Source organism: Pseudomonas sp. KH_046_2 (assembly GCF_057838985.1).
The window spans coordinates 6,222,759-6,248,830 of record NZ_CM174480.1 but is presented as its reverse complement, the minus strand read 5'-3'; the positions used below and the strand labels follow the sequence as shown (position 1 = coordinate 6,248,830).

The window sequence follows — 26,072 nt, the reverse complement described above, 5'->3', positions numbered from 1 at the left end:
GTGGTGAAATGGATCTCAAATTCCATTTCTTCCCCGCAGCATTTCCCGACGAGACGCTTCACAGCGTGCTTTCTCGTTATGCACGCCTTTGCGGTGTTTGCAGCTTCAAAGTAGCTTTCGCCGGAGCAAGATCCCCAGCGGCTTTTTCGCAGAGTGTGGCTTTCCCAAGTCATTTGGACGATCTCGTCGAAGCCCTTCCTTTTGGTACGGGCTTGTCGGTGGCCGAGGTCATCAAGCGTCACACGCTGTTGCCCTACTACGCCCCCTTTCTCAGCCAGGATCAAGTGGATCAGGCCCAGGCTTTGATGGCCGGCGATGGAACAGGGCTGATGCTCAAATTGGGAGTCAATGCGAGTCGTCTCGGGTTCGCTTCCAGAATGCGTTTTTGCCCAGATTGCATAGCCCAGGATCAGGTTAGAGTCGGAGTCGCCTACTGGCATCGGGTTCACACGCTACCTGGCGTGCTGGTGTGTCCCTATCATGGCACCTTGCTGAGCGTCTTAGATCATCGCTGGTTCAGTCGCAATTCTCGGCAACTCAACCTGCCTGGCGACGACAGTGTGCAAACTCACTCGATCCCGCTTCATTTCCCATCGTTCTACCTACCAGCACTACACAACATAGCGTTGCGCTCACTACAGGTGCTCGAATCTGAGGTCAGTACTGCGTCGGCCTCCAAAGTGCGCTCTACGCTTCTGCAAGGGGCCGCAGAACTCCAACTGATCTCTAGTGCCCATCGCTTGCATCTAGAGCGCCTAGCGCAGCATATGGCCGCATTTTGTCGAACACTTCCGACTGCCTGGGAATATTCGATACTCAGCGAGACTCGTGAGGGTATCCCCGCCACATGGGTCACCAAGCTTCTGCGCAAGCCAAGAGCCTCCCACCACCCTCTCAAGTACATCCTGCTGGCCAGCGCACTGAGGGTCGAGATGGCGAGCGTGTTGGGTGTAGGGACATTATGTGAGCCACAGACATCGCCTCCCCTAATGGCTGTCACTTCACCCCCTAAGATTGTTCCACCGTTGTTTTCCATCGAAGGCTTGGGCTGCATGTCGGTCGCGGTGTGGGAACTTGCGCTCGCGGGAGCCGATGCAAGAAAGATTGCATCCGCACTAGGGGTTTCCCAGATCCACGTCTACCGGACCATCCGCAGCGTGGCCGGTGGACCAGACGCCTGGAAGGAGGCGAGGTTTCTCAGGCAGCTCCGCGAAAGACGAATGGCCTTCGATGCTGAATATCGCTTGCAGAAGGCACATGACTGCCGGGGGTATGCTTGGCTGTATCGTTGTGATCGGCCTTGGCTGTCGGAATGCATTGCGAAACGAGCTACCGACCATGCAAACAGAGCGGATAGCTCTAACATGTTCGCCGCTCTCGATGCGAAACTTGCCAAGCAAGTCGGGCAATGTGCCAGAGCACTTCGCTCTCTGCCGGGAAAACCTATCCGGATCTCACGTACCAGGATTGGCCGAGAGCTCCACGTGCTGTCCCGTTTCGAGAAACAACTCTCCAAGCTGCCCCTCTGTGCAGCAGCACTCATCGAGGCTTGTGAGTCTCTTGAAGAGTTCCACAATCGACGGTTGTGGTGGGCGCAGCAAAAGCTTCGCTCGGAGGGAAAGTCCGTCACCCAGTCGTCTCTCTACAGGGCTGCGAGTATCAGGCACAGGACCTAGTCAGATGATGATCTGGCGCATCGCCAGCGGCCAGGGTTACCTCAACGTCGGCGTGCTTCATAGAAGGACATGGCTTCGATCGTTGCTTGCGTTCACAGGGGACAATGAAGGTCTGACAGTTGCCGAGTAGTACGCTGAGCTCGGTTTAACGGGCGTAAGAGATTTTTTCGTCGGAAAAGTGGAAAACCTTTTGTGTAAGTAGCTCACTCCAAGCCGGCTTATTATTTATACGTGTTCTGTATCTAACTTAGGTGTATCACGTTAATTAACAGGAAGGTGTAAAGAGCATTGGCTAGTTGACATTGATTTTTTGAAAATCATTAAGAAAATCCTTACCTAGGTACAGGTTGGTTTGTGTTACAAGGGGGGCAATTCCGGGATATGTGTCCTTTCCGAGCCCCACCTTGTAGTCGGTAACTGATGTCTGATCTACTTTTTTTCCCTATGTCGATGCCGGACGAGATGTTGCATTCTCGTATCACTCGCTATCACTATCTGTCAGGTAACAGGACCGAAGCAGAGACCTTTCATGATCTGTTCGACTCGACTCCATTTGGCGTCGGAATGCTTCCTAAACAGATCGAGGTTCTCGCGGCGAAGCTGCCGGGTGATAGAGAGCGCAATCTCGACGAGCTAATCAGCATCAACACTACTTTTCCGGCCTATCGGCCTTTTTTGGGCATGCGCGACGATGCGGAAAAAGGAGCTGACGGGAGCATTGTTTCTGAAGTGGCACGTGTACCGCGTCGAGAAGTAACGGTTCACGGAAAGGCTAGGATCTGTCTCAGCTGCGTACAGCAGGATCTCATAGAGCTTGGCTATGCCTACTGGCATCGTTCGCACCATATGCCTGGTGTTATGGCCTGCTGGCGTCATGGCGAGCGGCTTATTCATGCCTGCCCAAAGTGCTCCCATCCATTCTATCGGAGGTACAAATTACTCCCGAGCTTAACTGAACAATGTGTATGCGGTTGGAGTCCGTTAAAAGCTGCAGAAGGGCCGAAGGCATCGGACGTTGAGATGAAGTTTGCAGTTTTCGCGTATGAAGTTCTACAGAGAAATCTTCCATCGGTGTCCAGTAAAGTTCTTTGTTCCTGCTTCGTTCGGCAAAGCAAAAAGCGCGGTTTCACTCACGGCGAACTAATCAGTACTGCAAAATTAATTGATAGCATTAGAACTAAATTTGGGGATGAGGTTCTGTCGCAGATGGACAGGGCTTTTGACCAAGGGAAGCTTCAGACCTGGATTAGATTTAGGGTTTATAAAGGCCAGATCGATATGCCGCTAGCCCGGCATTTGATTATCGCGTTTCATCTGTTCGGTAATGTCGAAAAGTTTGAACTGTCCTTGAGAAAAGAGTTGGTTCTTTTTAGCGCTGCTAATTCTGGGATTCCTTCAAAAGTTAAGCAGTGGCGGCCTAGTAAGAAGGATCTGTTGCCGCTGACGTAGGATTGACCCAGGTACCGATGCGTCACTGACCCGGTTCGACCTCTCGCCAACCATCACTCGTGGTGAGGCTGTGACGATTGGAGATTGGTCAGTCTAGAGTCGGCAGGTGGGTTAATTTGGTGTCAGCGTCAACAACCTGCCACCCCCCGCACAGATCCGTACGTGCGGAACTACCGCATACGGCTCCTGCCTCGGGTGCGTGACGCGAAGCGATCCTCAGGATACGGGTGTGCATTCTTTGGGCTCGGTATGTAGTGATCTGTGAGCAACCCGAAGCGAGACCATTGCAGCCGATTTCGCTGACTGCGTCGCCCGAGAGCCTGACGCCAATATCGGCATATGGCCTTCCTGAAGCCACTCAACAGCTTCAAGTTTCCTGGCACCGCGTGGTAATTGAAGTAACCACACACCACCCGAGTGAGCCATTGCCCTTGAGCCCGGATGGGGTGGTGACGTCGGCGCTTCAACTCATCTCGAATAGCCAGCAGCGTCGCACGCATTCGCTTCTTGACCGTCAGGCGCAGTATTTGAAACCCGCCGGCCCATCCAACAGTGCCATATCAGCCTCCCTTGCCCAAGAAGCCGATTAATGGCAAGGGGCCACATGAACGGCGGGTAGGCACTGCTATAATCCCAATAGCAGCCTTGCCTCCCCGGAAATTGTGGCCAGCCAGCGTCGGTTTGGCAGTTTAAAGCAACAGTTACTCGTGAGGTGTGCCATGACCTGCGCTTTACCTCGCGCCACGCACCGGGCCTCAGTCTGCACTGGGCAGTCCTGGTATTTACGGACCTGCTGGCTGCTGCTTTGCCTACTCCTGCCTTTGGCCAGGGCTCGTCTCTCGTTCGGCGCCGAGCCAACTGCTGAAACCAGCACTCGGGCGGGGTTGATCGTCTGGTCCGAGCCCAAACCGGTAGACAATGTGAGTTTCGTCGATGGAGAGGGAAAACTACGAAGCTTGGCTGACTTCCGGGGTAAGGTGGTTCTGCTCAACCTCTGGGCCACCTGGTGCGTCCCTTGCCGTCAGGAGATGCCGACCTTGGATCGCCTCCAGGAAAAACTGGGCGGCGACGACTTCCAGGTGGTAGCGCTCTCGCTCGATCAAGGCGGACTGCAGGTGGTACGGGACTTTTACCGGGAGATCGGTAGGTGTTCAATTGATTTTTACGATCGCGGGCGGACTCCACGTTCCTTTGCCAGGAGGCAGGACGGAAGGGTTTTCCGTCTTCGGCCAATACAGGCGCATCACCATGTAGATCAGATCGTTCGGTGCGGGCAGCCAGTTGCTTTCCTTGTCCGCGCCGGGTGAATCCTTCTGGACGTAGAGCGTCAACGAGCCGTCTGAATTCTTCTTCATGTCGGGTAGCATCGGCGAGTTTATGAGGTAGCGATTGACCGGATTCTTGATCAGCAGTTGCGACTTGCCGTCGTACATGGTCACCGACCAGAAGGCGTTGACCGGCGGGAGTTGTCCAGCGGGAAAGGTGATCGTGTAGTTGTGCTTGCTGCCGTCAAGCGGCGTCCCATCGGACAGAATCTTGGCCATCGGATACGTAGCCTCTTCGGCGTCGTTGGCATAGATGCCCGCTTGTGCGATGGCGGCACGTTTTAGCCAATCACCATTGTAGAACGCGGCATCACCGCCGGAACTCACTATGTTCCAGCCATTGATCTGCGTGCCAAGATGATTGACCGCATCCTGGACCTTCGTATGTCCAGCCTGCATGCCCTCAACCATGGCGGTCTTTTGCTCGGCGGAGAGATCTTGGAAGTTGAAGTCCTTGCCGGCGCCAATGCCCATACGGGCCAGCTTCGCGCGGATCGCCACTTCTTCCGGTGTGGCCGGGGCAAACTGCAATGCAAAGCCCAGATACTTGAAGAAGTCGGTCTTCACGAGGTCCTTGTCGAACTTCGGAAAGTTTATCGTCGGCGCGGCAGGCGGCGCAGGTTGCTTGAGAAAAGCCGATAGCGGCTGGGTCGCATAACCGGACTGGATCTTTTCGACGTTCGGCATGTCCGCCGGATTGTAGAGCTGGGTGCGAAAGATCACGAAGAGGAGTTGTGTTTGGGAACGAAACACCTTCTTGATGCCCGGCGGGGTCACGCCCTTCCAATCGGGGCCGACCAGCAGGTAATCGCCGGCTTCGCTGCCGGTGGTGCGACTGCCGATGTAACCGAAGTTGTTGGTGTTGTTATCGATGAGCTGCACCGAGTAGTACCGCGGTTTCTCCACCGTCGGCACCGATAGCACGATCGGCTCGCTACGCAGGTCCATAAACATCAAGGAATACGGGGTGTCGCTGTTCGGCGAGACGATGGCCGTGTCCTTGTAGCTAAAGACATTGTGCATGTTGTGAATGTGGTTGAACGGCGCCTTGTACTGGCCGGAGTTCTTGTCCACGGCATAGTCGTACATGGTCGCGTAGTTCATCACGATGGGCAGACCGTAGATGTAGCCTTCCTCGGCGATGGCTTTCGTTTCGGCGGGAGTGATGTCCGTTGCGTGGGTGAGGGTGGATGTAAATGAGACGAGCAATAACATCGCAAAGCCAACGGCTCTCGGTAGTGGGTTTTTCATGAACCTGTTTCTCCATTCCTTGAATCGGATAGTGAGTCGATCAACTAACCATTAATCAGGCGATATGAAGGGGCGCGCTGTTAACGACCTGATGACACATCGCGCTTTTTGTCTTCCTGTAAGTCTTTGTCTTGCCCGAAGATGTCACTCCGAACGCGACACGGTTCGAGGAGAATTCGACATGGATGGGGCTGGCAAACCCAGGCTGCTCGGTCAGTATAAGCGGCAATTCAAATAACGCTTCTGAGATGCCGGCAGCTTTTCCAGACAAAGCCAGGCACCGACGCATCATCGCCGTCCTTTCTGATATCCGAGGCTCCCCATCGAAACTTTTCCAGGCTCTCTATAGTGGAAAGGTATGACGGTACAGGTCATATGGGTGCATAGCTAAAGCGATACCCAGGCACTTTTGAATGGCTGCTTTTGGCCGTTCTCTGCCGATCATGGTTACAAAGCGTGCTGGTCAAATCCGATGCAATCGGTGGTCAGAACGAATGCAAATGACTGGTCAAGTCGAATGCAAGCGGGTGGTCAAGTGGAGTGCAATTTCGCACACATGCAGCTTCGATCTTGACATGATGGGAAGGTCAACCCCGACTGAGGTTTATTTCGGCCCCAGAAGCTCCGACATGGCCTGAGCGGGTGATAAGCCTTTCTGCATTTGCAGGCGGCCCTTTGCATCGCGATAGACGATCGTGGGCGTTGCCTCGCTGCCCAGCCCAGCCATCAGCGCAAGATTGGCATCGAGTTGCTCCTGAACATTGCTGGGCACCGTTTCCAGAGCCTTGAGTGAGCTCCCGCCACCGGCCGCCTCATGCTGTTTCAGCGCGGCTTCTGGTTGCTTGTCCGTCAACAGCGCCGCGGACTTGCCGGCACTGTCGGGACTGAGCAGGCCCACCATGATGTGGCGCAACTGAACCTTGCCGGACTCAACCCACGGGCGCGCCTGGTGCCAGAACTTATTGCAGTAGGAACAGTTCGGATCATCGAACATGTAGACGATGCGTGGGGCATCTTTGCGCCCATCGGCAATCCAGGTGCTCTTTTCCAGGCGTGCCAACACCTCCTTGGCCATCGGTTCGTAGATCAGACGCTCCAGCGTTGCACCCGTCAGATCCTCACCCTGGGCATCGAACAGGGTGCCAATCAGGACGTGCTGGCCATCGCCCGTGAGGTAAAGAGCCAGCCCTTGGCCGTTATAGCGCGCGGCATAGCCTCGCAGACCACCGGGTGCCGTGAACTCGCCCACGATGGTGGCTCCGCGAGTCTCAAACGCTTTGATGGGCGCTGGCAACTCCTCCGCCTGCGTAACCGAGACGAGCAGTGAGCTGACAAGGGCGAGCAACAGGGGGAGGTACTTGTGGCGCAACATGGCTGAGGCCTCTCTCGCGCAGAATCGCCAGGGCCCCCGCGAGTATCACGGGGGATATCTCACCAATCAGGTACGACCTGGCGACTGGTCACACCCGGTATCTTCGCGCCGCTTGCAGAGACTTGGTAGCGGACCGGTTTAGTCAATGTTAGTACGCCGCAGGCGCATGGACGACTCTCCCTGCACAAGCCCAGAGGCGCAAACGCACTTCATACCGCACAGCTCAGCGCCTTGAGAACAGCGCGAATCTCTGTGGAAAGGTGCATAAAATCTAACTCACGTTGTCGCTATCAAACCAAGGCCGGGCCGGATACCTGCTGAGAGGCCGGGATATAGCAAGTGGAAATACTGTCCAACTGCTTGATGACGAGAGATGAAATTGGGTTAGCCTTGCGCCGGTAGGGCACTTGATGAACGGAGCACGAGCGATGTCGCCGATCGAGAACACCGAGGAAAGTTATGGAGTGATCGCGATCCTGTTCCACTGGTCGATGGCTCTTCTTGTTATTGGCCTTGTAATATTGGGTCTCTACATGGTCACGCTTCCTGATGTCGGTTTTAATACGAAAAAGATCTACCTTATTTTCTACCATAAGGCGTTCGGCATATTGGTGCTAATGCTACTCGCACCGCGTTTGGCATGGCGTTTAACTCAAATACTGCCGCAACTGGCTGCACACCTGCCTGACTGGCAAAAAATCGCCGCTCAATTTGTCCATCTTTCCTTTTATGCACTGATGTTCGCCTTGCCAATGACTGGATGGCTCATGTCTTCCGCCGCTGGCTTTTCAGTATCGTTCTTTGGTCTATACACGCTGCCTGATTTGATTCGTTACGACGGCTATCTGTTACAGAGATTCATCGACATTCACAAATGGTTGGGTTACATGCTCTTTTTTTTCATATTGATCCATATGAGTGCAGCACTGTGGCATCACTTTGTTTTCAAGGACGATACCTTGCGCAGAATGCTGCCTTAATGTGCTTTCTCGACTACAAATTTGGCTAATTCCTGCAATAGTTTTCCCATGGCCTCATTGGCCGCCACGACTCCCGCATAGGGGGTCCTTTCCCGCATGGGTTCCCGAACCGCCAATTCCTTGGTAGCGATAACTTGATTCGTTGCCTCGCGGCTCAGATAGAAGCGCATCGCGAGTTGCAGCATCGCGGGGTCCGAAGTGAAGTCCTGCTTAAGCTCCAGGATTTCGGTGCGAAGCGCAAAAGTGTGGCGGCCGAAATGAGGGGACGGTAGAACCTCGCTGAAATAGTGGGTGTGCCGAAGTGTCTCGACGATTAAAGGTTGAATCATCTGCGATGGCGTTGCCCCCCATTCGTTCTGGCTGAAATATGCAATTTCATAAGCCTTTGTCGTATAGGCCATCTGCGTTATGGCATAGATAGGCTCAGTCTCGGGGGGCAAGACCAGCAGGGTCGCGGAGTGGGTCTGTTCGCTGGGTAGATTGAGCGGGATGGAGTTCAGCACATATTTCTTCGTATCAATCTTGACCGGGGAGAGCAAGGCGCAGCCCGATAGCAAGACGACGCATAATGCGATGAGAGCCGTCCTGCCCATGGAAAATTTCATTTTTTTTCCCCCGGTCCGGGTGGCGGCGGCGCGGAACCACGAATCAGGATTGAGGGGTCTCGATTGATCTTGGCCGTTACGGTAGAGAGGGAACTGATCAGATTTTCAAGGTCGGACAGGGCCTTGTGCGCTTCCGGCAAGACTTGAGTCGAGAAGGAACTGGACAGATTCTCAAGGTCGGACAAGGCCTTGTGGGTTTCCGGCAAGATTTGCATCTGGAGCGTTCTCACGGTGTCATGGCTCAATTTCAGGAGCGGTTCAAATCCATGACTGGTGCGCTCGATATTGGCAACGATAGCGTCCAGCTTCTTGGTATTTTCAGCCAGTGCCTTAGTGACTTGCTGCATGTTGTCGGCTGATTGCTTCAGCGACACAATAGTCTTCTCGTCGAATAGCGATTCCAGTACTTGGGCCAGTGCCTGGAAATTTTCGTTTACCTGATTTATCGACGTATCGAGCGTCACGATTTTTGAGGGTGCCGTCGGAATGATCGGATAAGGCTCGCCCGGCGATGCGGTCAGTTGCACCGAATTGGTGCCGACGTCTTCGAGAGCAATGTATACGTAGCCGGTAAATCCTCGTGTTGCTAGTCCTCTAGAGGTAATCGTCGCCACACTGGTCGAACTAACTGGGACAGTCTTGTCGATATTCAACACGATGGCCACTAAATGCGGATTGACCAGTCTGATGCTTTTCACCTTTCCCACATCGACGCCGTGGAACTCAATCGGGGCATCGATCATGAGGCCAGAGACCGACTCTTGGGTATAGATCTGATAGGTTGTGTATTGACTTAATGAAAAGAAATACCAGATTGCCCCGATGACAATCGAGATAAGCAGGAACGCCACAAACGCGAGCCTTGCCTTCGTGTTGATGCGGTTTTGCATTGCGCATCACCTCCAGAAGTTGGGGATTAGCATGGGTTCGTGCGAAATCCTCCTTATATGCACGTAAGCTTTAGAGGCGGTGTTGGTGCTGATGGAAAATTGACCCAGGGTGAGTTGCTGATTTTTGCCTCAACAACGGTAAACAAGCTTAGCAGTCGAGCAGTTTTTGAAGGTTTCTGAATAGCACCCCACCGGCATTCGTACATCCAGGCACTGACGCCCCAAGAGGAACCCGCAGGAAAAGGCATCCAGCTCCGCTACGGTTGCCACGGCCGGCCTAGACCCAATCGCAGCCAGGTTTGCCTCGGCACAGGCGACGGTCAAGACTCCAGGCGCCACCACCGGCCGCAACCAAGTATAGAAATATGAAGCAGAACAGGATCGCCTGCTCACCGTTATTCAGCAGCGGGAACAGCCCTTTGGGGGCGTGCCCGATGAAATAGGCGAAAGCCATTTCTCCGGACAGGATAAAGGCCATCGGGCGCGTGAAAAGGCCGAGCACTAGCAGCAGTCCGCCAACCACTTCCAGCACTCCGGCAAATCCGATCAGGGAAAACAGGCTCAACTCATCGAAAAAAGCGACATGCGGAAATCCAAACAACTTGGCGGTGCCATGCTGGAGGAACAGGAAGGCCGCGATGATCCGCAGGACACTAAGCAGGCGTGGTGCCCAAAGCGTGTTGAGTTGGGAAATGAAGGCAGACATCAACTGATCTCCTGAGCGAGGTTGAGCGCTGGATGCCACTTAGAAAGGCCGTAGTGGACTGCGTAAGACCAATTGTAGTCGCCGGGGGAAATATCTGGACCAAGTTGGGAAATCTAGCTTGTAGTAGTCAACCCATCCCGGACAGTGGGTTAAGTTTTGCTTAGGCCACCGCAGGGGGTAGCCCTTCATTGAATTGATGCGGCCTGATCCAGTTGTAGCGATGCATCAGGTAATGGCTGATGTCCCGCTTGCAGGAGGCGGACGAATAAGGGAATGGCAGCGAGGCGTCGGGAGTGAGCATTGAAATATCCATATTTCAGGCTTGTCATCAGTTGGCGTCGTTGTTGGGCAGGCGAGTACTGCTGACTGATGGTGGCCTAGTGATATCACACGTTGCGCTTGAAATATGAAGCAAATACGACCATTTCGCGGCTGGCGCTCATCGGAATTGATGTTATTCCTGTTACTTGCTTTCTGTGCATACTCAATTCGGGTCAGATAAGGATATCGACGATTGCAACCTTCCAAGCCAACCCTCATCTACCTCGATAGCTGTGATTACTCCGCCCTGAGCAAACCGCAGCTCGTTGAGTCAGAAGCGCAGCAACTAGATACCCTCAAAGCGCTCAAGCTTAGGGGGGACGCACTTTTCGTGTTCTCCGGAGCACACATCTCAGAGATGTCTCCTCTGGATCAGCAGCACTCCACAGCCGCAGTGGAGCGCACGAATTTGCTGGTAGAGCTCTGCGGTCGCAATACGGTGATCTCGTTCGATCGGCTCATGAAAGCTGAACTCTCTCGCTTGGTCGCACGAAGCCCGCAGCCCGTGGACGTCTTTGATAGAAATGGCGAGTGGTTCCCGGACATGGGGTCACTCATGAGTCCCCTCGATGAGATAGACGTTGCCGGAAAAATGCAGCAGGAGATGGACAAGCACGCGCTCAATCGAAAAATGCGGAGGATGCTTAAGGCGGGTACGACCAATAAGCGCGGCAATTTTCGTAGCGATCTGGAGCAACGCTTCGGTCAGATGGATTACAGCGAGCTGACCGATAAAGTGCCGATGCGACCTCGTGATTTTACGGTGCTCAAGAATTATGTCCTGGGTCGAGCAACTCGGGAGGAAGCCGACAAAGCCTTCTTGGAAAGCCTTCGCGACCCCAGCTACATGGCCCAATGGTTCATCCACCATCACCATCAGTTGGGCTCTATCGTGGAATGGGTGAGGCGTCCAGCCCGGCAGCTGCTGGAAAGCTGCGAAGAAACGCTCACGAAGCTACGAGAGCAATTGGCAGAATTGCCAGAAAGTGATCGTGCTGCAGTTATGAAGGGCGTAAGCGGTACACACTGGGCGAAGCTGAAGAAGCAGGGGATGATCGACATCGTAAACCGCCTGCTCACACTACTGTTGCCCGGGGCGCTGGCGTGCGATGACACCACGGCCATTGAGGAATATTGCCCTGGCATTTTCATTTGCATCAACACCTTCTACGACTCGCTCCAGAATTCCTTCGCAGAGCGTCCTCGGGCCATGAAGGCCAGCGACTTCGTGGATATCATCCATGCGCTGTACGTTCCTTACGTCTCCTATTTCAGGGCTGACAAGTACATGTGCAGTGTCATACAGCCGCTTACCAAGCGCTTCGGGACGCAGGTGGTGGCTTCTCCAGCGAAGCTGATCGCGGCGCTCGGAGTTTAGGTGTGATCCTGAAGGCTGGTGTCGCATGTGATGGATAGTTAAGTGGTGATCAAGCCAGCGTACCTCTTTGCGATTTTCCCCGAAGGCCTTGTGACAATCTTTATTGTTTGCAGCGGAACCCATTTTTGGAGAGATTTGGAGTTTTGTGACAAGCTTTATTTTCAAAGAGCTAGCGTTGTAGTGCCCTACAGTCCGCGAAATACGCAGGGTACTGTGACAATCTTTATTGTTTCGTCACACCCCTTCTAAGGGGGTTTTTCTGTTTCTAGGCGGTCGTAATTCGACGCTGGCGCCGCGTATCCAGCAGATAGACCATGACGCAGGCGTACAAAGTCACCAGTATGAACAGGCCCATGCGGATGGCGAAGGCGGTGTAGACATCCTTGCCCGCGGCACTGTCCTGCACCGATTGGCCGAGCAGAATGATCAGGGTCGCCAGGCTGTTGAGCCAGAAACTCGGTGGTTGTCGGGTCAGGGCCAGGCCATAGAGCTTTCTGGCCGCCAGCAAACCGAACAGCAACATCCACAGAAAGAACATCCACAGGTTGACGAACAGGCTCAGCGCACACCAGAAAAGGATCGCCATCAGGCCACCGAGCAGGGTCGAGCCGAGCAACTCCTGGCCGGCGGTGCGGGCGCTGGTCGCGCAGCTTTGTTGGCCGAGGCTGACGGCTTTCATGATGATCGGCAGGTAGCTGGCCGGGTCGATCATGGCCAGCAGGAAAGTCGGCAGCACCACCAGCGTGGCCCGTAGCGCCAGCCAACCGCTTTCGGTTGGAGTAAGGCTCGGGCCGGGTTTGGCCGCGGGGGCACTGGCGGGGTCGGGAAACAGCCAATGGCTGATGGTCAGCGCAGTGACCGCCAGGAACAGGCCCTTGACCAAGGCCACTATCACCTCAAGCGCCAGGGCGAATTCAGCGGTTCCGGCCGAGCTGATCAAGGTCAGGCCCACCACCAGGAAGGTCGCCACCAGCGGGTTGCCGCCGCGCAGGCCATAACCGAAGGCCAGGAACAGGCACAGTCCGACCAGCAACACGCCACTGAACGGGTAGTAACGCAGCAGGGGAATGAGCAGCAGGCCGCTCCCGGTGGTCAGCATAAGGATCAGGATCAGGCCCAGGCTGGCCTTGAACGGCAATGGCCGGTTCATCGCTGCCAGCATCATCAGCGCCAGCATCGGCGAGAGGAACGGGATGGGCAGGGCCAGACCAAAGCTCGCCGCCAGGCACAGCGCCGTGCCGAAGCTCAGGCGCAGGGCGCGCTGAACCCGGGCCGGGTGCTCAATACGCATAGGACATCCAGCTCATCACGCGCAGGAACAAGCGACCCAGGATATTCAGCGGGTTACTTTCACTCGGGAACGCCATGACTTCGGCCTGCCCGCCGGACCGAATGCCTTGCGGGCCGGTCAACTCACCGGGTTCGAACTCGATGATGACCGGAAAGCGCTGGGCAGGGCGTAGCCAATCGCGGCTGTTCTCCACCGTCGGCAGGCTGCCCGGCTGGGTGGTCTGGCCGATATCGACGCCATAGCCGACGCTGCGCACATGGCCTTTGAAAATTCTGCCCGGGTGGGCGTCGAGGATGATGGACACCGGCGTTCCGGGCTGGACACTGCCCAGGTTGTTTTCGGTCATGTCGGCGCTGATCCACACATCGTGGATAGCGATCAGGGTCATCACCGGAGCACCGGCGGCGGCGAACTGGCCGACATCGGTGCGCAGATCGGTGATCAGGCCGGCGGAGCGCGCGTGGATTTTCGTGTTGCTCAAGTCCAGCTCGGCTTTTTCAAGGTTGCTGGCGGCGCTGAGCAGTTGGGCGTTTTCGTCTTCGTTACCGCCTTGTTGTTCCCGTGCACGTTGCACTTCGGCCTTGGCCGCGGCGACCTGGCTGATGGATTCTTCCAGAGTGGCGCGGGATATCTCCAGGCGGCGCAGCGAGATGGTACCCGGGTCTTCGCGGTACAGGCGTTCAAGCCGTTGGATGTCCTGGCGTGCCTTGAGTTCGTTGGCCTGGGACGCACGCAGGGACGCCTGCTTGGAGTCGACGCCAGCGGTGTTGGCGCCCACCTGGCGACGGGTCGACTCAAGGTCGGCGCGGGCGCGATCGACGGCAATCTGGTACTGCTCTGGATTGACCTCAAACAGCAATTCGCCGGCCTTGACGTCCTGGTTGTTGCGTACATGCACCTTGGTCACCCGGCCCGATACCTCAGCCGCCACTGGCACAACGAAGGCCTGCACCCGTGCCTGTTGCGTGTAGGGCGTGTAACGGTCGGCCATCAGGTACCAGACCAGGCTCAGGATGATCAGCAGCACCACCCAGTTGATCGCTTTTTTTGCCGGGTCGGCGGCGGGTACCGGGGCTTTCTCGTCGACCGGTTGTTGGCTGTCAGTCATGGGCACTTTCCTTCGGTTCGTCGAGCAGATCGCCCCAATCGGTCCGTTCTTGCATTTGTTTGCGGGTGGCCGGGTCGACTATCGGCTGGTCGCTGTACCAGCCTCCGCCCAAGGCCTTGTACAGGGCGATCAGGCTGTTGACCGCGGTGCCACGGTTGACCAGGTAGATATCCTGTTGGGCAAACAGGGCCCGTTGGGCATCCAGCACGCGCTGGAAATCCGAATAGCCTTCGCGGTATTGGGCATTGGCCAGGGTTACGGAACGTTCGGCGGCCACCGATGCTTCGCTGAGGATCTGGTCGCGCTCCAACGCCTTGATCAGGCCGGTCGCGGCATCGTCAGCCTCGCGCGCCGCCTGGCGCACGCTGTCCTGGTAGATAACGATCAGCTGCTGCAAGCGGGCATCCTGCACGCGGACGTTGTTGGTGATCCGGCCGTGGTCGAAGATGTCCCAGCGCAGACTGGGGCCGGCCACCATGTCGAGGGTATTGGGCGCAGCGTTGAGCGAGCTGGCGGACCAGACGATGCTGCCCAGCAGGCTGATGGATGGGTACAGGTCGGTCTCGGCCACACCGATCAACGCCGACTGCGCTGCCACTTGCAGTTCGGCAGCGCGCACATCGGGGCGTCGCACCAGCAGGTTGGCCGGCACATCCTGCAAGACCGCCGTATCGAGCAGCGGCACCAAGCCGGTGTTGCGATTGAGGTCAGGGATCGAGCCGGGTGGCTGGCCGATCAGGGTGGACAACGCATTGCGCAAGCTCGCCACCTGGCTTTCGAAATCCGGGATGGTACTGAGGGTGCCCAGGTACTGGGTCTTGGCTTGTTGCAGGTCGAGTTCGGCTTCGGCCCCGCTGTTGAACAGGCGCTCGGTGATCTCGTAGCTGCGTTTTTGCAATTTGGCGTTACTGCGGGCGATGGCCAGGCGCGCCTCGGCGGTGCGCAAGGCGTAGTAGTTTTGCGCCAGTTGCGCGTGCAATAGCACCAAGGCATTTTCATAGTTGGCCTGGGCGGCAAACCAGGAGGCGTCGGCCGACTCGATGGCACGACTGAAACGCCCCCAGAAATCCAGCTCCCAACCGATATCGAAGCCGACGCTGTGTTGCCAGAAATGCGTGTCCTGGGGGTTGGCGCCGCCGGATTGCTTACGGTTCAGGTACAGGCTGTCGGCGCTGGCCTGCTGCAATTGCGGGTAGCGTCCACTCAGGGCGATACCCAATTGTGCCCGGGACTCCATGACCCGCAGGCCTGCGACGTGCAGGTCAGGGTTGTGGGCATCGGCTTCGGCCATCAAATGGTCCAGCACCGGGTCGTTGAACACGCGCCACCATTGGCGGCTATCGGGTTGCGCGTGTTGTTGGCCGGCGATCTCCAGGGCCGGGGTGTTCCAGTGGTCGACCCAGGGCTGGGCCGGTGACTGGAAATCCGGGCCCAGTTGCACGCAGCCCCCCAGGAAGACGGTGCCACAGAGCAGCAGCCGGCTGATGCGAGCAGGGCGTGGCATCAAGCGCAAACTCCTCAGACAGGATGCTGGTCGTTCGTTGCCTCTATCTTCGGTATCTCGTTCACCGCCTCGATCTCGGGTGTCTCGTTCATTACCTCGGCAGACGGTTGGTCCTGGACCCATTGCCAGAACAGTTGGTAGCCCACCGCCAGCGCAACCGGGCCGATGAACAAACCAATGAAGCCGCCGCTTACCATGCCGCCCAGGGCGCCAATCAGAATCACCGGCATCGGGACATCGACGCCTCGACCCAACATCAATGGCTTGAGAACGTTGTCGGCCATCCCGGCAATCAGGCTGTAGATGCCAAATACAACAGTGGCCAGGCTGGTCCCTTCGGTGGCGAAGACATAAGCGATCACCGGAAGAGTCACCAGCAGCACGGGCAATTGCATGATCCCCATCAACAGCGCGACCATGGCCAGCAGCCCGGCACCGGGGACGCCCATGAGCACGAAACCCACGCCGACCAGCAACATCTGAATGAACGCGATGCCCACTACGCCCTGGGCGACCGCGCGGATGGTCGCAGTGCAGAGCACGGTAATGCGTGGCCCACGCTCTGGTCCGGAAAGGCGCGAGGTGATGGCCAGGGCGCTTCTTTCGCCGTTTTCGCCATAGGCCATGAGCACACCGGCAATGATCAGGGCGCCGATGAACAACAGAAAGCCCACGCCAACGTCGGCCATTTTGCCCAACAAGGTCAGGCCGACGGACTTGATATAAGGCATCAGCTTCATGAGCACGCTGCTCATGTCGGTGGCGGCCTGCATCCAATAGCCATACAGCGGCTTGCCAATGAGCGGCAGGGAAGCGATTTTTTCGCTGGGCAGCGGAACATGCAGCGTATCGGACTTGAGGACCGCCAAGGTGCCCTGGATCGATTCACTGATCGAGGTGCCCAGCAGGTAGATCGGCACCATCAGCAACGCCAGGGCGACCACCACGATCAGGGTGGCTGCACGACCGTCCTTGTTGAGCAGCTTGCGCTTGATGAGCCCATGCAGGGGATACAGGGTGATGGCCAGAATCATTGCCCAGAGCATCAGGTTGAGGAAGGGGTGGAAGATCTGGAAGCAGAACAGTACCAGCACCGTAATCAACCCGGCGCGAATCAGTACGTCGAGCAAACCACCGGACAGTGCTCTAGCGGAAATGTTAGTGCGCAACATTGTCGAACTCCTTGCTGTGTCACACAGGTTAGCCAGGCCGTTGAAGTTCAACTCTTCCCTACTAAGTGAATCCATAAAGCAAGATCGACGGACAGCCGTCCAAGCGTTAAAAACCCACAACGCGTTACTTTAAGTAGAGAAAACTTCAACGAGGTACCTACCAAAAACCCAATAGGTAACGGGGTGGTTTGTAGTATAGGAGCAGTCGTATATTCCGCCCGCTTATGCAGGCTGGAATTCTGCTGTAGTTGATGGAGCCCGCTGACGCGGCCTTGCCTGGAAACGAGCTGGGCGCAGGGCCAGTGGCTCTTGTTCCGTGTCAGGCATTAGCCGTTGCAGTGGACCGATCCGGATAATTGCCAACAGTAGCACCCGTCGCAAGAAAAAAACCCTCAATAATTATCAATAATCGAGGTTTGTGACACGCTTGGTTTTTACGGAGCAGGCGCTAGAGTGCAGTAGCTCATTGATCTACCTGATGGTCGCGCGCTCAACTATGTTGTTGAACATTTGCGATTAAAATTCCGGTCTTCGGTTGCGATTTATCTATTTGAAATGAGGACAGGCCCATGGACCGCTTCCAGGAAATGCAGGTCTTCGCTGCTGTCGCCAAGGAGCAGGGTTTTTCGGCGGCGGCGCGGGGTTTGGGTCTGTCGGCGGCCAGTGTCACCCGGGCGGTCGCGGCGCTGGAAAAGCGAATAGGCACACAACTGCTCACGCGTTCCACGCGCAGCGTGTATTTGAGCGAGGCCGGCCAGCGATACCTGGAGGACTGTCGGAGAATTCTCGCCGAGGTGCAGGAAGCCGAGGACTCGGCAGCGGGCAGCCATATCCATCCCCGCGGGCAATTGACCATCACCGCACCGGTCTTGTTTGGCGAGCTGTTTGTCACGCCGTTGATGGTGAATTATCTGACGCAATTCCCCGAGGTCTGCATCAACGCGCTGCTGGTGGACCGGGTGGTGAGCGTGGTCGAGGAGGGCGTCGATGTGGCGATTCGCATCGGTGAACTCCCCGACAGCAATCAGCATGCGATCCGCGTGGGCGAGGTGCGGCGGGTGATCTGCGCCTCGCCACAGTTTCTGGCCAGCCATGGTCGGCCCAGGCATCCCCGGGAGCTGGCCCAGGCACCGATTATCGCGACCTCGGCTATCGGCCAACTCAGGAGTTGGCCATTCATTGAAGACGGCGAAACCTTGAGTGTCCGGGCTGAAGCGCGACTGGTGGTGACGGCCAATCAGGCGGCCATCACGGCAGCCTGCCTGGGGTTGGGATTCACGCGGGTACTGTCTTATCAAGTGGCGAGCAAGGTAGCTGCCGGTGAGCTGGAAATCATTCTGGCCGACTTCGAACTGCCGCCGTTGCCCATCCATGTGGTCTATCAGGGCGGGCGCAAGGCGCCGGCCCGGGTGCGCAGTTTTGTCGATTTCGCGGTGAAGACCCTGCGCGAGCATCCGGCGCTCACGCGTTGAATTATTTCTCTCGCTGAAATAATGGATTGCGTTGGCTGGTGATTCTGTTGGTTTGGATGTGAGTAGAAGATACGACCCATCTCTCTCCTGAACAGCACCACTTACCCCGAGGTGTCGACCATGCAAGCGATCAAACTCTACAACTTCCCACGTTCCGGCCACGCTCATCGTGTCGAGTTGATGCTGTCCCTGCTGAAACTGCCGACCGAATTGATCTTCGTCGACCTCGCCAAGGGCGAACACAAGCAACCGGCGTTTCTGGCGCTCAATGCATTCGGTCAGGTGCCGGTGATTGATGATCAGGGCGTGGTGTTGGCCGACTCCAACGCGATTCTGGTTTACCTGGCACAAAAGTACGGCAATGGTCGTTGGCTGCCGGCTGATCCGGTAGGGGCCGCCAAGGTCCAGCGCTGGTTGTCGGCGGCTGCCGGTCCGATTGCCTTCGGCCCCGCCCGGGCAAGATTGATCACTGTGTTTGGCGCGCCTTACAACGCTGCAGAAGTGATTGCCTATGCCCATACCGTGCTCAACGTGATCGATCACGAGCTGGCCAATACGCCATATCTGGCCGGCACTGAACCGACGATTGCCGACGTCGCCGCCTACAGCTACATCGCCCATGCGCCTGAGGGCAATGTGTCGCTGGACGAGTACGCCAACATTCGCGCCTGGCTGGCCCGCATCGAAGCCTTGCCGGATTTTGTCGGCATGCCGCGCACCGTCGCCGGTCTGCAAAAAACCGCCTGATGCTGGCGGCCCGGTGTTGCCGGGCCGCCCCGTTCTGCGCCAGTGGCGCAAGGGAGCAGCCGTATGGACCGTTCACCCTGGCATGCCGGTGAGAAACAACTGCAGGCGCACGTGGGCGTTGCCGAACGAATGGAGGAATTCGGTCGTAAGGTGATTCGCAGCGAGATGCCGGACCAGCACCGCACCTTCTATCAGCAATTGCCGTTCATGCTGTACGCAGCGGTGGATGCCGACGGTCATCCCTGGGCCAGCATCCTCGAAGGTCAGCCTGGTTTCGCCTACTCGCCAGAACCGGGCTTGCTGCAATTTCGCAGCCTGCCGGCCTTTGATGACCCCGCGCAGTTGAGCGACAGCTCGGCCATCGGCCTGTTGGGCATCGAGTTGCACACCCGCCGCCGCAACCGCATCAATGGCCATGTCCGCGCCATGTCCACGGACGGATTCGCGGTGACGGTGGATCAGTCCTTTGGCAATTGCCCGCAGTACATTCAGTTGCGCCAGTTTCGCTCGGTGCCGCTGGCTGATCCTTCGACGCGTGTCGCCCGGCATTTCAACGAACTGGATGATGCGGCCAAAGCCATGATCGCCGAGGCGGATACGTTCTTCGTTGCCAGTTATGTGGACGTCGACGGTGAACGCTCGGTGGATGTGTCGCACCGCGGCGGTCAGGCTGGTTTCGTACAGGTGGAAGGCAATCACCTGATCATTCCGGACTTCGCCGGCAACCTGCATTTCAACACCTTGGGCAACCTGCTGCTCAATCCCCAGGCGGGGTTGTTGTTCATCGATTTCAATACCGGTGATTTGCTGCAGCTCAGCGGGCGCACCGAAATCATCCTGGACGGCCCTCAGGTCGAGGCGTTCCAGGGGGCCGAGCGCCTGTGGACAATCGATGTCGAGCAAGTCGTGCGCCGTCCCGCCGCCCTGGCGTTGCGCTGGCGCTTCGACGGTGTTTCACCCACCAGTTTGCTTACCGGCACATGGGAGCAGGCAAAGGCGCGTTTGCAGGCCAAGGCCCTGGGCGATCAATGGCGGCCGTTACGGGTGGTGCGGATTGAAGCGCAAAGCCAAAGCATTCGCTCGATTTACCTGGAGCCCGCTGACGGAGCCGGGTTGCCACTGTTCCAGGCCGGGCAGCATTTGCCCCTGCGCTTCAACATTGACGGCGATGTGCACATCCGCACGTACAGTTTATCGAGCGCGCCGTCCGATGATTTTTTCCGCATCAGCGTGAAGCGTGACGGGCGGGTGTCTACGCATTTGCATGAGCAGATTCGTGTTGGCGACCTGTTGGAAGCGCGGGCGCCGCAAGGGCATTTCACCGTGGCGCCCCATGAGCGTCGGCCATTGGTGTTGCTGGCGGCCGGGGTCGGCATCACGCCGCTGTTGTCGATGCTGCGGGAAGTGGTTTACCAGGGATTGCGCACCCGCCGTATCCGGCCGACATGGTTCATCCAGAGTTCGCGCACGCTGGCCGACCAGCCGTTTCGCCGTGAGCTGGATCGCTTGCTTGAGGATGCCGGTGACGCGGTGCGGGTGGTGCGTTTGCTCAGTCAACCGGAAGCCGAGGCTATGCCAGGAGAGGACTTCGACCTCAGTGGACGGATCGACGTTGCGCTGCTCAAGGATCTGCTGGCAGTCGAGGACTACGATCAGCTGGATTTTGTCGTCTGTGGCCCCGGGAGTTTTACCCAGGCGCTGTACGACGGCTTGCGCGAGTTGGACATTCGCGATTCGCGGATTCACGCCGAAACCTTCGGCCCGTCGACCTTGCGCCGGCGTCCGGACCCCGATGCGGTGGTTATCGAGCAACCGCCAGCCGCCACCACGTCCGTGCCCGTGGTGTTCCAGCGATCCGCCAAGGAGGCGCGCTGGCAACCGGAGGGCGGCAGCTTGCTGGAGTTGGCGGAAAGCCGTGGCCTGCGTCCGGAATTCAGTTGTCGCGGCGGCTCCTGCGGTACCTGCAAGACACGCTTGGTCAGCGGTCAGGTGCATTATCCATTGCCGCCAGCCGAGGTGCCGGATGACGGAGAGGTGCTGATTTGCTGTGCGATTCCGGCGCAGGGGGCGCAGCCGTTGGTACTCGATATCTGAAGGAAGATTGCTGGTGAACATTGCCCGACGGTCGATGGCTGGGTAGGGTAGTGAGCAGAACGAAAAAGGGCCGCAGAGGCCCTTTCTGCATTTCAGGAACAGGCGTTTCAATGGTTTTTTTCACTCGCTCGATGGTCTTGCTGATGGCGTTGGCGCTCACGACCGGTTGCGAAAGACAGGATGCACCGCCGCTGGATCAACAGCTTTACGTCTGGCAGCGGCAGTGGACGCCGGCCCACGATGCTGCCCTCCGGGACAGCCGCGCCGATTTTTCGACCTTGCGGGTGCTGGCCTTGCAGGCCTTCCCCTCCGCGGGCTGGAGTCGGGCGCGGATTGACCCTGCACTGCTCAAGCGCGATGGCCGGCCGGTGATTGCGGTGATTCGCCTGGATGGGCAGCTCAAGGCGTTGGATCAGGATGAGGTTACGGCGCAAATCCGGCAGCTGATCAGCGATTGGCAAGGGCAGGGGGTGAACCTCGCTGGCGTGGAAATCGACCACGACGCTGGTAACGCTCGACTACCGGCCTACCGCCAATTTCTCGCACATTTGCGCGGAGCGTTGCCGACGTCGCTGCCCCTGAGCATCACCGCGTTGCCGTCCTGGCTCGACAGCCGCGAACTGCCGGCGTTGTTATCCACAGTCGACAGCAGTGTGTTGCAGGTGCACGCGGTGAGCGATCCGCGTCGCGGCTTGTTTGATGCCGATCAGGCCCGGCAATGGGCGAAAGCCTGGAGCCGAATCACGACGAAACCCTTCTATCTGGCGCTGCCGGCCTATGGCGTGGCGTTGCTGCCGTCGGCGGGTGGCGCACCTGTTGTGGAAAGCGAAGTCACGCTGGAGCGCGAAGGCCTGCGCCGGGAGTTGCTCGCCGATCCGCAGTCGTTGCGCACCCTCGGTACCGAACTGCGGGCCGATCCACCGAAACATCTGGCGGGCCTGATCTGGTTTCGTTTGCCATTGGCCAACGACCGTCGAGCCTGGAGCTTGACCACGTTGCGCGCTGTGGCACGTGGTGATGTCCTCGACAGTCAATTGAACCTGAAACTCTCGGCCGACAATGGCCTCTATGACATCGGCATCAGCAACCAGGGCAACCTCGACAGCGCCTGGCCCGAGCGCCTGACGCTGGCAGTCAGCGGTTGTGAGGGAGCCGATGCCTTGGCCGGTTACGCGTTGCAACAGCGTCCGGATCTGCTTACCTTCACCCGCCTGCGCGATGGCCGAATTCCGGCCGGCGGACAGCGTGCCATTGGTTGGGCTCGCTGCGCACACATTGATCAAGGAGGTTCGAATGTTCACCCGTAACTGGCCGCGTCATTTGCTTTGCCTGAGCCTCAGCCTGCCGCTGGGTTCGGCGCTGGCCTGCGGCCCGGACTTCCCCATGCGCCTGCTGGATAACCGAGGCCAGTCGCTGGCGGAACTGCCGGAAGGCAACTTCAGCTTTGAAATCAGTCGCCTCGGCCACGCCATCAACGGGTTGAAGAACGTCTCTGCTGGCGCCGACAACAGCGATGAACCTGACCTTGTGGCGCTGCGGGATCAGGCCGAGCAGGCGGGACTTTCCGCCGAGCAACAGGTGTTGGTGAAACACTTGCGCAGCCTGTCGGATGCCCGTCAGGTTGAAAACGAGGGCGCGCAACTGCCGCCTGAGCTCAGGTTGTACCTGGCGGGCGCTGTGGCATTTGGCGCGGGTGATCCTGCCCTGGCCGCCGGGTATTTCAAGAAAGTGCTGGCCCTGCCCGCAGAGCAACGGGCTTCGCGCAGCACCTGGGCGGCTTACTCGCTGGGGCGCGCATTGTTCGCCATGAGCGCCGAAGCCAATGCGGCTCCGGATCTGCTCGAACAATCCCGCAAGGCCTTCGAGCAAACCCGGCAACTGAGTATCGACGGCTTCAGCGATCCACTGGAACTGGGGGTCGCCAGCCTCGGCGAAGAAGCCCGGGTCGTGCGCACCGCCGGCGACTGGAACCGCGCCATCGAGTTGTACGCCACGCAGAATCTGCACGGCTCTGCGGTGGGCTACACCTCGCTGAAGCTGTTGATGGCGGACCTGATGACGCTGCCGGAGGATCAAGTGGCCGAGTTGCTCAAGGACCAGCCAGTGCAGCAACTGGTGACTGCATCGCTGATCAGCCGGTTGGGTTGGTCGTTCGGCGATCAACCGCCCAATGAACAGAAAATGATCAAGCTGCTGCAAAACAGCACCCGTGGCAGTCTCGAAAACGCCGACCGCCTGGCGGCGATGAATTATCAACAGGGCGATTACGCCAGCGCCAAGGCTTTCCTCGAACATGCCGGCGATGGCGGGTTGGCCTGGTGGTTGCGGGCAAAACTGGCGGTGCGCGAGGGCGATAAGAGCGCGGCCGCCGCAGCCTATGCCAAAGCGGCCCAGGCCTTCCCGCAGAATGAATCCTGGGGCGAGCGACGGACCCCGGACTTCGATTACGAAACGCTCCAGCCCAAATGTCGGGTCGAGGGTGAAAGCGCGATCCTGGCCCTGCAACGGGGGGATTACCTGCAAGCCTTCGATCAGCTGTATCGCAGCCAAAGCATTTACTGGTTCGACGCCGCCACCGTTGCCGAGCGCGTGTTGACCCTCGAAGAACTCAAGCACTACGTCGACACTCAAGTGCCGGCCCCGCCGCCGCTCAGCCAGCAGGACCGCGACAACTACGTGCCCTTGCCGGTGGCGGCGAGCCTGCGCAATCTGCTGGGGCGGCGTTTGTTGCGCGAGGGGCATTATGAGCAAGCACCGGCTTACTTCGATAATGACGGCCTGCGGCACAAGGCGAAATTATATGGCGAGCAACGTCTGGCAGCTGATGCAGCCTGGTGGCCGACCCGTCGCGCCGCTGCGCTGTTCAATGCGGCCTGGACGGCACGCGAGTGGGGCATGGACATCCTGGGCTACGAAATGGCGCCGGATTACGCCACGTTCGGCGGTAACTACATGCTTGAAAACGCCGAACTCAAGGTCGGTCCGTTGGTGGCCGAGGACGAAGTGAAGCGTCAGCAGGCCAGTGCTGCCCAGCCTGATCAGCGTTACCACTATCGCTTCGTGGCCACGGTGCTGGCGAGCAAGGCCGCGGATAACTTGCCTCACACCAGTCAGGCGTTCGCGGCGGTACTGTGCGAGGCATCGGGGTGGAACAGCAGCCTCGAGGAGCAAAGTGCGATTTATCAGCGTTATGTCAAGGAAGGGCCTTACGTGGAATGGGCTGCCGATTTCGGCCACCAGTGCCCGTACCCCGACTTCGAGAACGCCGACAAGCGCTACGTGACCCAAGTCACCGACGCTGCGCGTTCGGCCTTGCGGCCCTACAAGACGCCGTTACAGATCGGTAGCTTAGTGGTGTTCGCGGCAGCCGCGCTGTTGATGTTCAAGCGTCGCCGGCGCAGGGCGCAGTGAGGTTCATGCCTGTTGCACAAAGGTCAGCCGTACTGCGAATCCGATCAACAGGCTGCCGAACAACCATTGTTGCAGGCGCTGGGCTGAAGGACTGCGTTGCAGCCAACGGCCGAGTGCCGCGCCGACCAGGGCGTAAGCGCTGTCGAACAGCAAACCGACACCAACGAGCACCACGCCCAAGGTCGCAAATTGCCCGAGCACAGGCCCAGACTGTGGGTCGATGAATTGCGGCAGTAGCACCGAGCAGAACAACAGGGCCTTGGGGTTGAGCAGGTTGGTCAGCAGTCCGCGTCGGATGGCTGCGCCCCAGCACGGTTTTTCGCCGGTTGTGTCGGCGCTGGTGAGGCTCGGCAGCATCGTGGTTCGCAGGCACTGAATGCCGATCCACAGCAAATACGCGGCGCCGGCCAGGCGCACCACATCAAATGTCCAGGGCGCAGCCTTGAACAGTGCCGCCAGCCCCAGCGCCGCTAATGCCACATGGCAACCCCGGGCGATGCCCAGCCCCACGGCCGTGGCCAGCGCAGCGCCTTTGCCCTGGCGGGCCCCGGTCTGCAACAGCAGGATCATGTCAGGCCCCGGCAACAGATAGACCACCGCCAGCGCCATGAAAAACACCCAGAGCCCTTCCACGTTGCACCCCATTCGTTGTCGATTCGGTCGTGCCAGTCTAGGGCTGAAGGGCGGGGCAGGTGCTTGCGTTGTAAGCTTCTATCGGGTCGTGTATTGGCATAATCTGCCACTTAATCAAGCTTGAACCATCAGGATCTGCCAAACAATGAAACTCGACGCCTTCGACCGCAAGATTCTCGCCGCGCTGCAACGGGATGGCCGCCTGAGCAATGTGCAACTGGCAGACGAGATCGGTCTGTCGGCATCGCCTTGCTTGCGCCGGGTGCGGATGCTTGAAGAGGCGGGGGTGATTCGCGGCTACCAGGCCAATCTGGATCGCGATGAAGTGGGGTTGGGGCTGACGGTGTTTGTCGGGGTCAAGGTCGAGCGTCATAACGATGAACAAGCCGAAGCCTTTCGCCTGGCGGTAACGGCATTGCCCGAGGTGATTTCGGCGTTTCTGGTGTCAGGGGAGTCGGATTTTCTGCTGCAGGTGGTGGTGCCGGACTTGCGTGCCTATGACCGCTTTCTCACCGGGCGTTTGCTGAAGCTGCCGGGTGTGAGCGATATTCGCAGCAACTTTGCGATTCATACGGTGAAGGCTCCGGGGGTGTTGCCGCTGGAGCATTTGCCGCTTTAGACCGCATGCACCGCTATCGCGAGCAGGCTCGCTCCCACAAGGTTTGCGCTGTACCTGTGGGAGCGAGC

Annotated in this window: 21 protein-coding genes and 1 pseudogene; 11 read left to right on the top strand and 11 right to left on the bottom strand. The window is 58.1% G+C overall.

The genetic code is table 11. The features are described 5' to 3' along the window. Positions 1–8: 8 nt before the first annotated feature. The 3 genes and pseudogenes from AC3IX1_RS28560 to AC3IX1_RS28550 form a co-directional block, all read left to right on the top strand. The gene (locus AC3IX1_RS28560) at positions 9–1,676 is read left to right on the top strand and encodes a TnsD family Tn7-like transposition protein (protein ID WP_489386639.1); all 1,668 of its coding nucleotides are present in this window, start codon (positions 9–11) and stop codon (positions 1,674–1,676) included. 420 nt (positions 1,677–2,096) lie between these two features. Then, positions 2,097–3,125, top strand: coding sequence for a TniQ family protein (locus AC3IX1_RS28555; protein WP_489386638.1), 1,029 nt, complete (start codon positions 2,097–2,099; stop codon positions 3,123–3,125). Positions 3,126–3,844: 719 nt separating this feature from the next. After that, positions 3,845–4,228 (top strand): annotated as a pseudogene (locus AC3IX1_RS28550) (TlpA family protein disulfide reductase); the annotation flags it as partial. A 48-nt stretch (positions 4,229–4,276) separates the two neighbouring features. On the opposite strand, the gene AC3IX1_RS28545 reads toward AC3IX1_RS28550, so the two are convergent. Together AC3IX1_RS28545 and dsbG are read right to left on the bottom strand one after the other, a co-directional pair. Continuing rightward, entirely contained in the window at positions 4,277–5,701 is a 1,425-nt protein-coding gene (locus AC3IX1_RS28545; protein WP_489386637.1) for a DUF1254 domain-containing protein, read from the bottom strand. 604 nt (positions 5,702–6,305) lie between these two features. Continuing rightward, positions 6,306–7,073, bottom strand: coding sequence for a thiol:disulfide interchange protein DsbG (dsbG, locus tag AC3IX1_RS28540; protein ID WP_489386636.1), 768 nt, complete (start codon positions 7,071–7,073; stop codon positions 6,306–6,308). Between the two features lie 428 nt (positions 7,074–7,501). On the opposite strand from dsbG, the gene AC3IX1_RS28535 reads away from it, so the two are divergent. Next, positions 7,502–8,053 (top strand): cytochrome b, encoded by a 552-nt coding sequence (locus AC3IX1_RS28535; RefSeq protein ID WP_489386635.1) that lies wholly within the window; start codon positions 7,502–7,504, stop codon positions 8,051–8,053. On the opposite strand, the gene AC3IX1_RS28530 is transcribed toward AC3IX1_RS28535, so the two are convergent. The 4 genes from AC3IX1_RS28530 to AC3IX1_RS28515 all read right to left on the bottom strand — a co-directional run bounded on the left by AC3IX1_RS28530 (position 8,050) and on the right by AC3IX1_RS28515 (position 10,555). Then, positions 8,050–8,658, bottom strand: coding sequence for an ABC-type transport auxiliary lipoprotein family protein (locus AC3IX1_RS28530; protein WP_489386634.1), 609 nt, complete (start codon positions 8,656–8,658; stop codon positions 8,050–8,052). The genes AC3IX1_RS28535 and AC3IX1_RS28530 overlap by 4 nt on opposite strands. Continuing rightward, positions 8,655–9,548, bottom strand: a complete 894-nt coding sequence (locus AC3IX1_RS28525) for an MlaD family protein (RefSeq protein ID WP_489386633.1) — start codon at positions 9,546–9,548, stop codon at positions 8,655–8,657. Before AC3IX1_RS28525 ends, AC3IX1_RS28530 begins: the two co-directional genes overlap by 4 nt. A 277-nt stretch (positions 9,549–9,825) precedes the next feature. Beyond that, entirely contained in the window at positions 9,826–10,254 is a 429-nt protein-coding gene (locus AC3IX1_RS28520) for a DoxX family protein (protein WP_489386632.1), read from the bottom strand. Positions 10,255–10,414: 160 nt separating this feature from the next. After that, entirely contained in the window at positions 10,415–10,555 is a 141-nt protein-coding gene (locus tag AC3IX1_RS28515) for a hypothetical protein (RefSeq protein ID WP_489388802.1), read from the bottom strand. A gap of 213 nt (positions 10,556–10,768) precedes the next feature. Between AC3IX1_RS28515 and AC3IX1_RS28510 the strand changes: the two genes are divergently transcribed. Beyond that, positions 10,769–11,953, top strand: coding sequence for a hypothetical protein (locus AC3IX1_RS28510; RefSeq protein WP_489386631.1), 1,185 nt, complete (start codon positions 10,769–10,771; stop codon positions 11,951–11,953). A 265-nt stretch (positions 11,954–12,218) separates the two neighbouring features. Here AC3IX1_RS28510 and AC3IX1_RS28505 read toward each other — a convergent pair whose 3' ends face one another. Genes AC3IX1_RS28505 through AC3IX1_RS28490 form a run of 4 tightly spaced genes read right to left on the bottom strand, consistent with a single transcriptional unit; the run spans position 12,219 to position 17,028 of the window. Further along, complete coding sequence (locus AC3IX1_RS28505) at positions 12,219–13,244, bottom strand: DUF2955 domain-containing protein (protein WP_489386630.1); 1,026 nt, start codon at positions 13,242–13,244, stop codon at positions 12,219–12,221. Further along, positions 13,234–14,352, bottom strand: a complete 1,119-nt coding sequence (locus tag AC3IX1_RS28500; RefSeq protein ID WP_489386629.1) for an HlyD family secretion protein — start codon at positions 14,350–14,352, stop codon at positions 13,234–13,236. Before AC3IX1_RS28500 ends, AC3IX1_RS28505 begins: the two co-directional genes overlap by 11 nt. Further along, positions 14,345–15,856, bottom strand: a complete 1,512-nt coding sequence (locus tag AC3IX1_RS28495) for an efflux transporter outer membrane subunit (RefSeq protein WP_489386628.1) — start codon at positions 15,854–15,856, stop codon at positions 14,345–14,347. Before AC3IX1_RS28495 ends, AC3IX1_RS28500 begins: the two co-directional genes overlap by 8 nt. Positions 15,857–15,870: 14 nt before the next feature. Next, a complete protein-coding gene (locus AC3IX1_RS28490) occupies positions 15,871–17,028 on the bottom strand; it encodes an AI-2E family transporter (protein WP_489386627.1) in 1,158 nt (385 codons plus the stop codon). A gap of 569 nt (positions 17,029–17,597) precedes the next feature. Here AC3IX1_RS28490 and AC3IX1_RS28485 point away from each other — a divergent pair. The 5 genes from AC3IX1_RS28485 (at position 17,598) to AC3IX1_RS28465 (ending at position 24,752) form a co-directional block, all read left to right on the top strand. Next, positions 17,598–18,500 carry a LysR family transcriptional regulator gene (locus tag AC3IX1_RS28485; protein WP_489386626.1) on the top strand — a complete coding sequence of 301 codons (903 nt, stop codon included), beginning with the start codon at positions 17,598–17,600 and terminating at the stop codon, positions 18,498–18,500. 120 nt (positions 18,501–18,620) lie between these two features. Next, entirely contained in the window at positions 18,621–19,247 is a 627-nt protein-coding gene (locus tag AC3IX1_RS28480) for a glutathione S-transferase family protein (RefSeq protein ID WP_489386625.1), read from the top strand. Between the two features lie 63 nt (positions 19,248–19,310). Further along, positions 19,311–21,341 (top strand): pyridoxamine 5'-phosphate oxidase family protein, encoded by a 2,031-nt coding sequence (locus tag AC3IX1_RS28475; protein ID WP_489386624.1) that lies wholly within the window; start codon positions 19,311–19,313, stop codon positions 21,339–21,341. A gap of 110 nt (positions 21,342–21,451) precedes the next feature. Continuing rightward, positions 21,452–22,648, top strand: a complete 1,197-nt coding sequence (locus tag AC3IX1_RS28470; protein WP_489386623.1) for a DUF3142 domain-containing protein — start codon at positions 21,452–21,454, stop codon at positions 22,646–22,648. Beyond that, a complete protein-coding gene (locus tag AC3IX1_RS28465; RefSeq protein ID WP_489386622.1) occupies positions 22,635–24,752 on the top strand; it encodes a hypothetical protein in 2,118 nt (705 codons plus the stop codon). Before AC3IX1_RS28470 ends, AC3IX1_RS28465 begins: the two co-directional genes overlap by 14 nt. A 3-nt stretch (positions 24,753–24,755) precedes the next feature. On the opposite strand, the gene AC3IX1_RS28460 is transcribed toward AC3IX1_RS28465, so the two are convergent. Then, the gene (locus AC3IX1_RS28460; RefSeq protein WP_489386621.1) at positions 24,756–25,385 is read right to left on the bottom strand and encodes a LysE family translocator; all 630 of its coding nucleotides are present in this window, start codon (positions 25,383–25,385) and stop codon (positions 24,756–24,758) included. A 145-nt stretch (positions 25,386–25,530) separates the two neighbouring features. Between AC3IX1_RS28460 and AC3IX1_RS28455 the strand changes: the two genes are divergently transcribed. Further along, positions 25,531–26,004, top strand: a complete 474-nt coding sequence (locus AC3IX1_RS28455; RefSeq protein ID WP_489386620.1) for an Lrp/AsnC family transcriptional regulator — start codon at positions 25,531–25,533, stop codon at positions 26,002–26,004. Positions 26,005–26,072 lie beyond the last annotated feature (68 nt).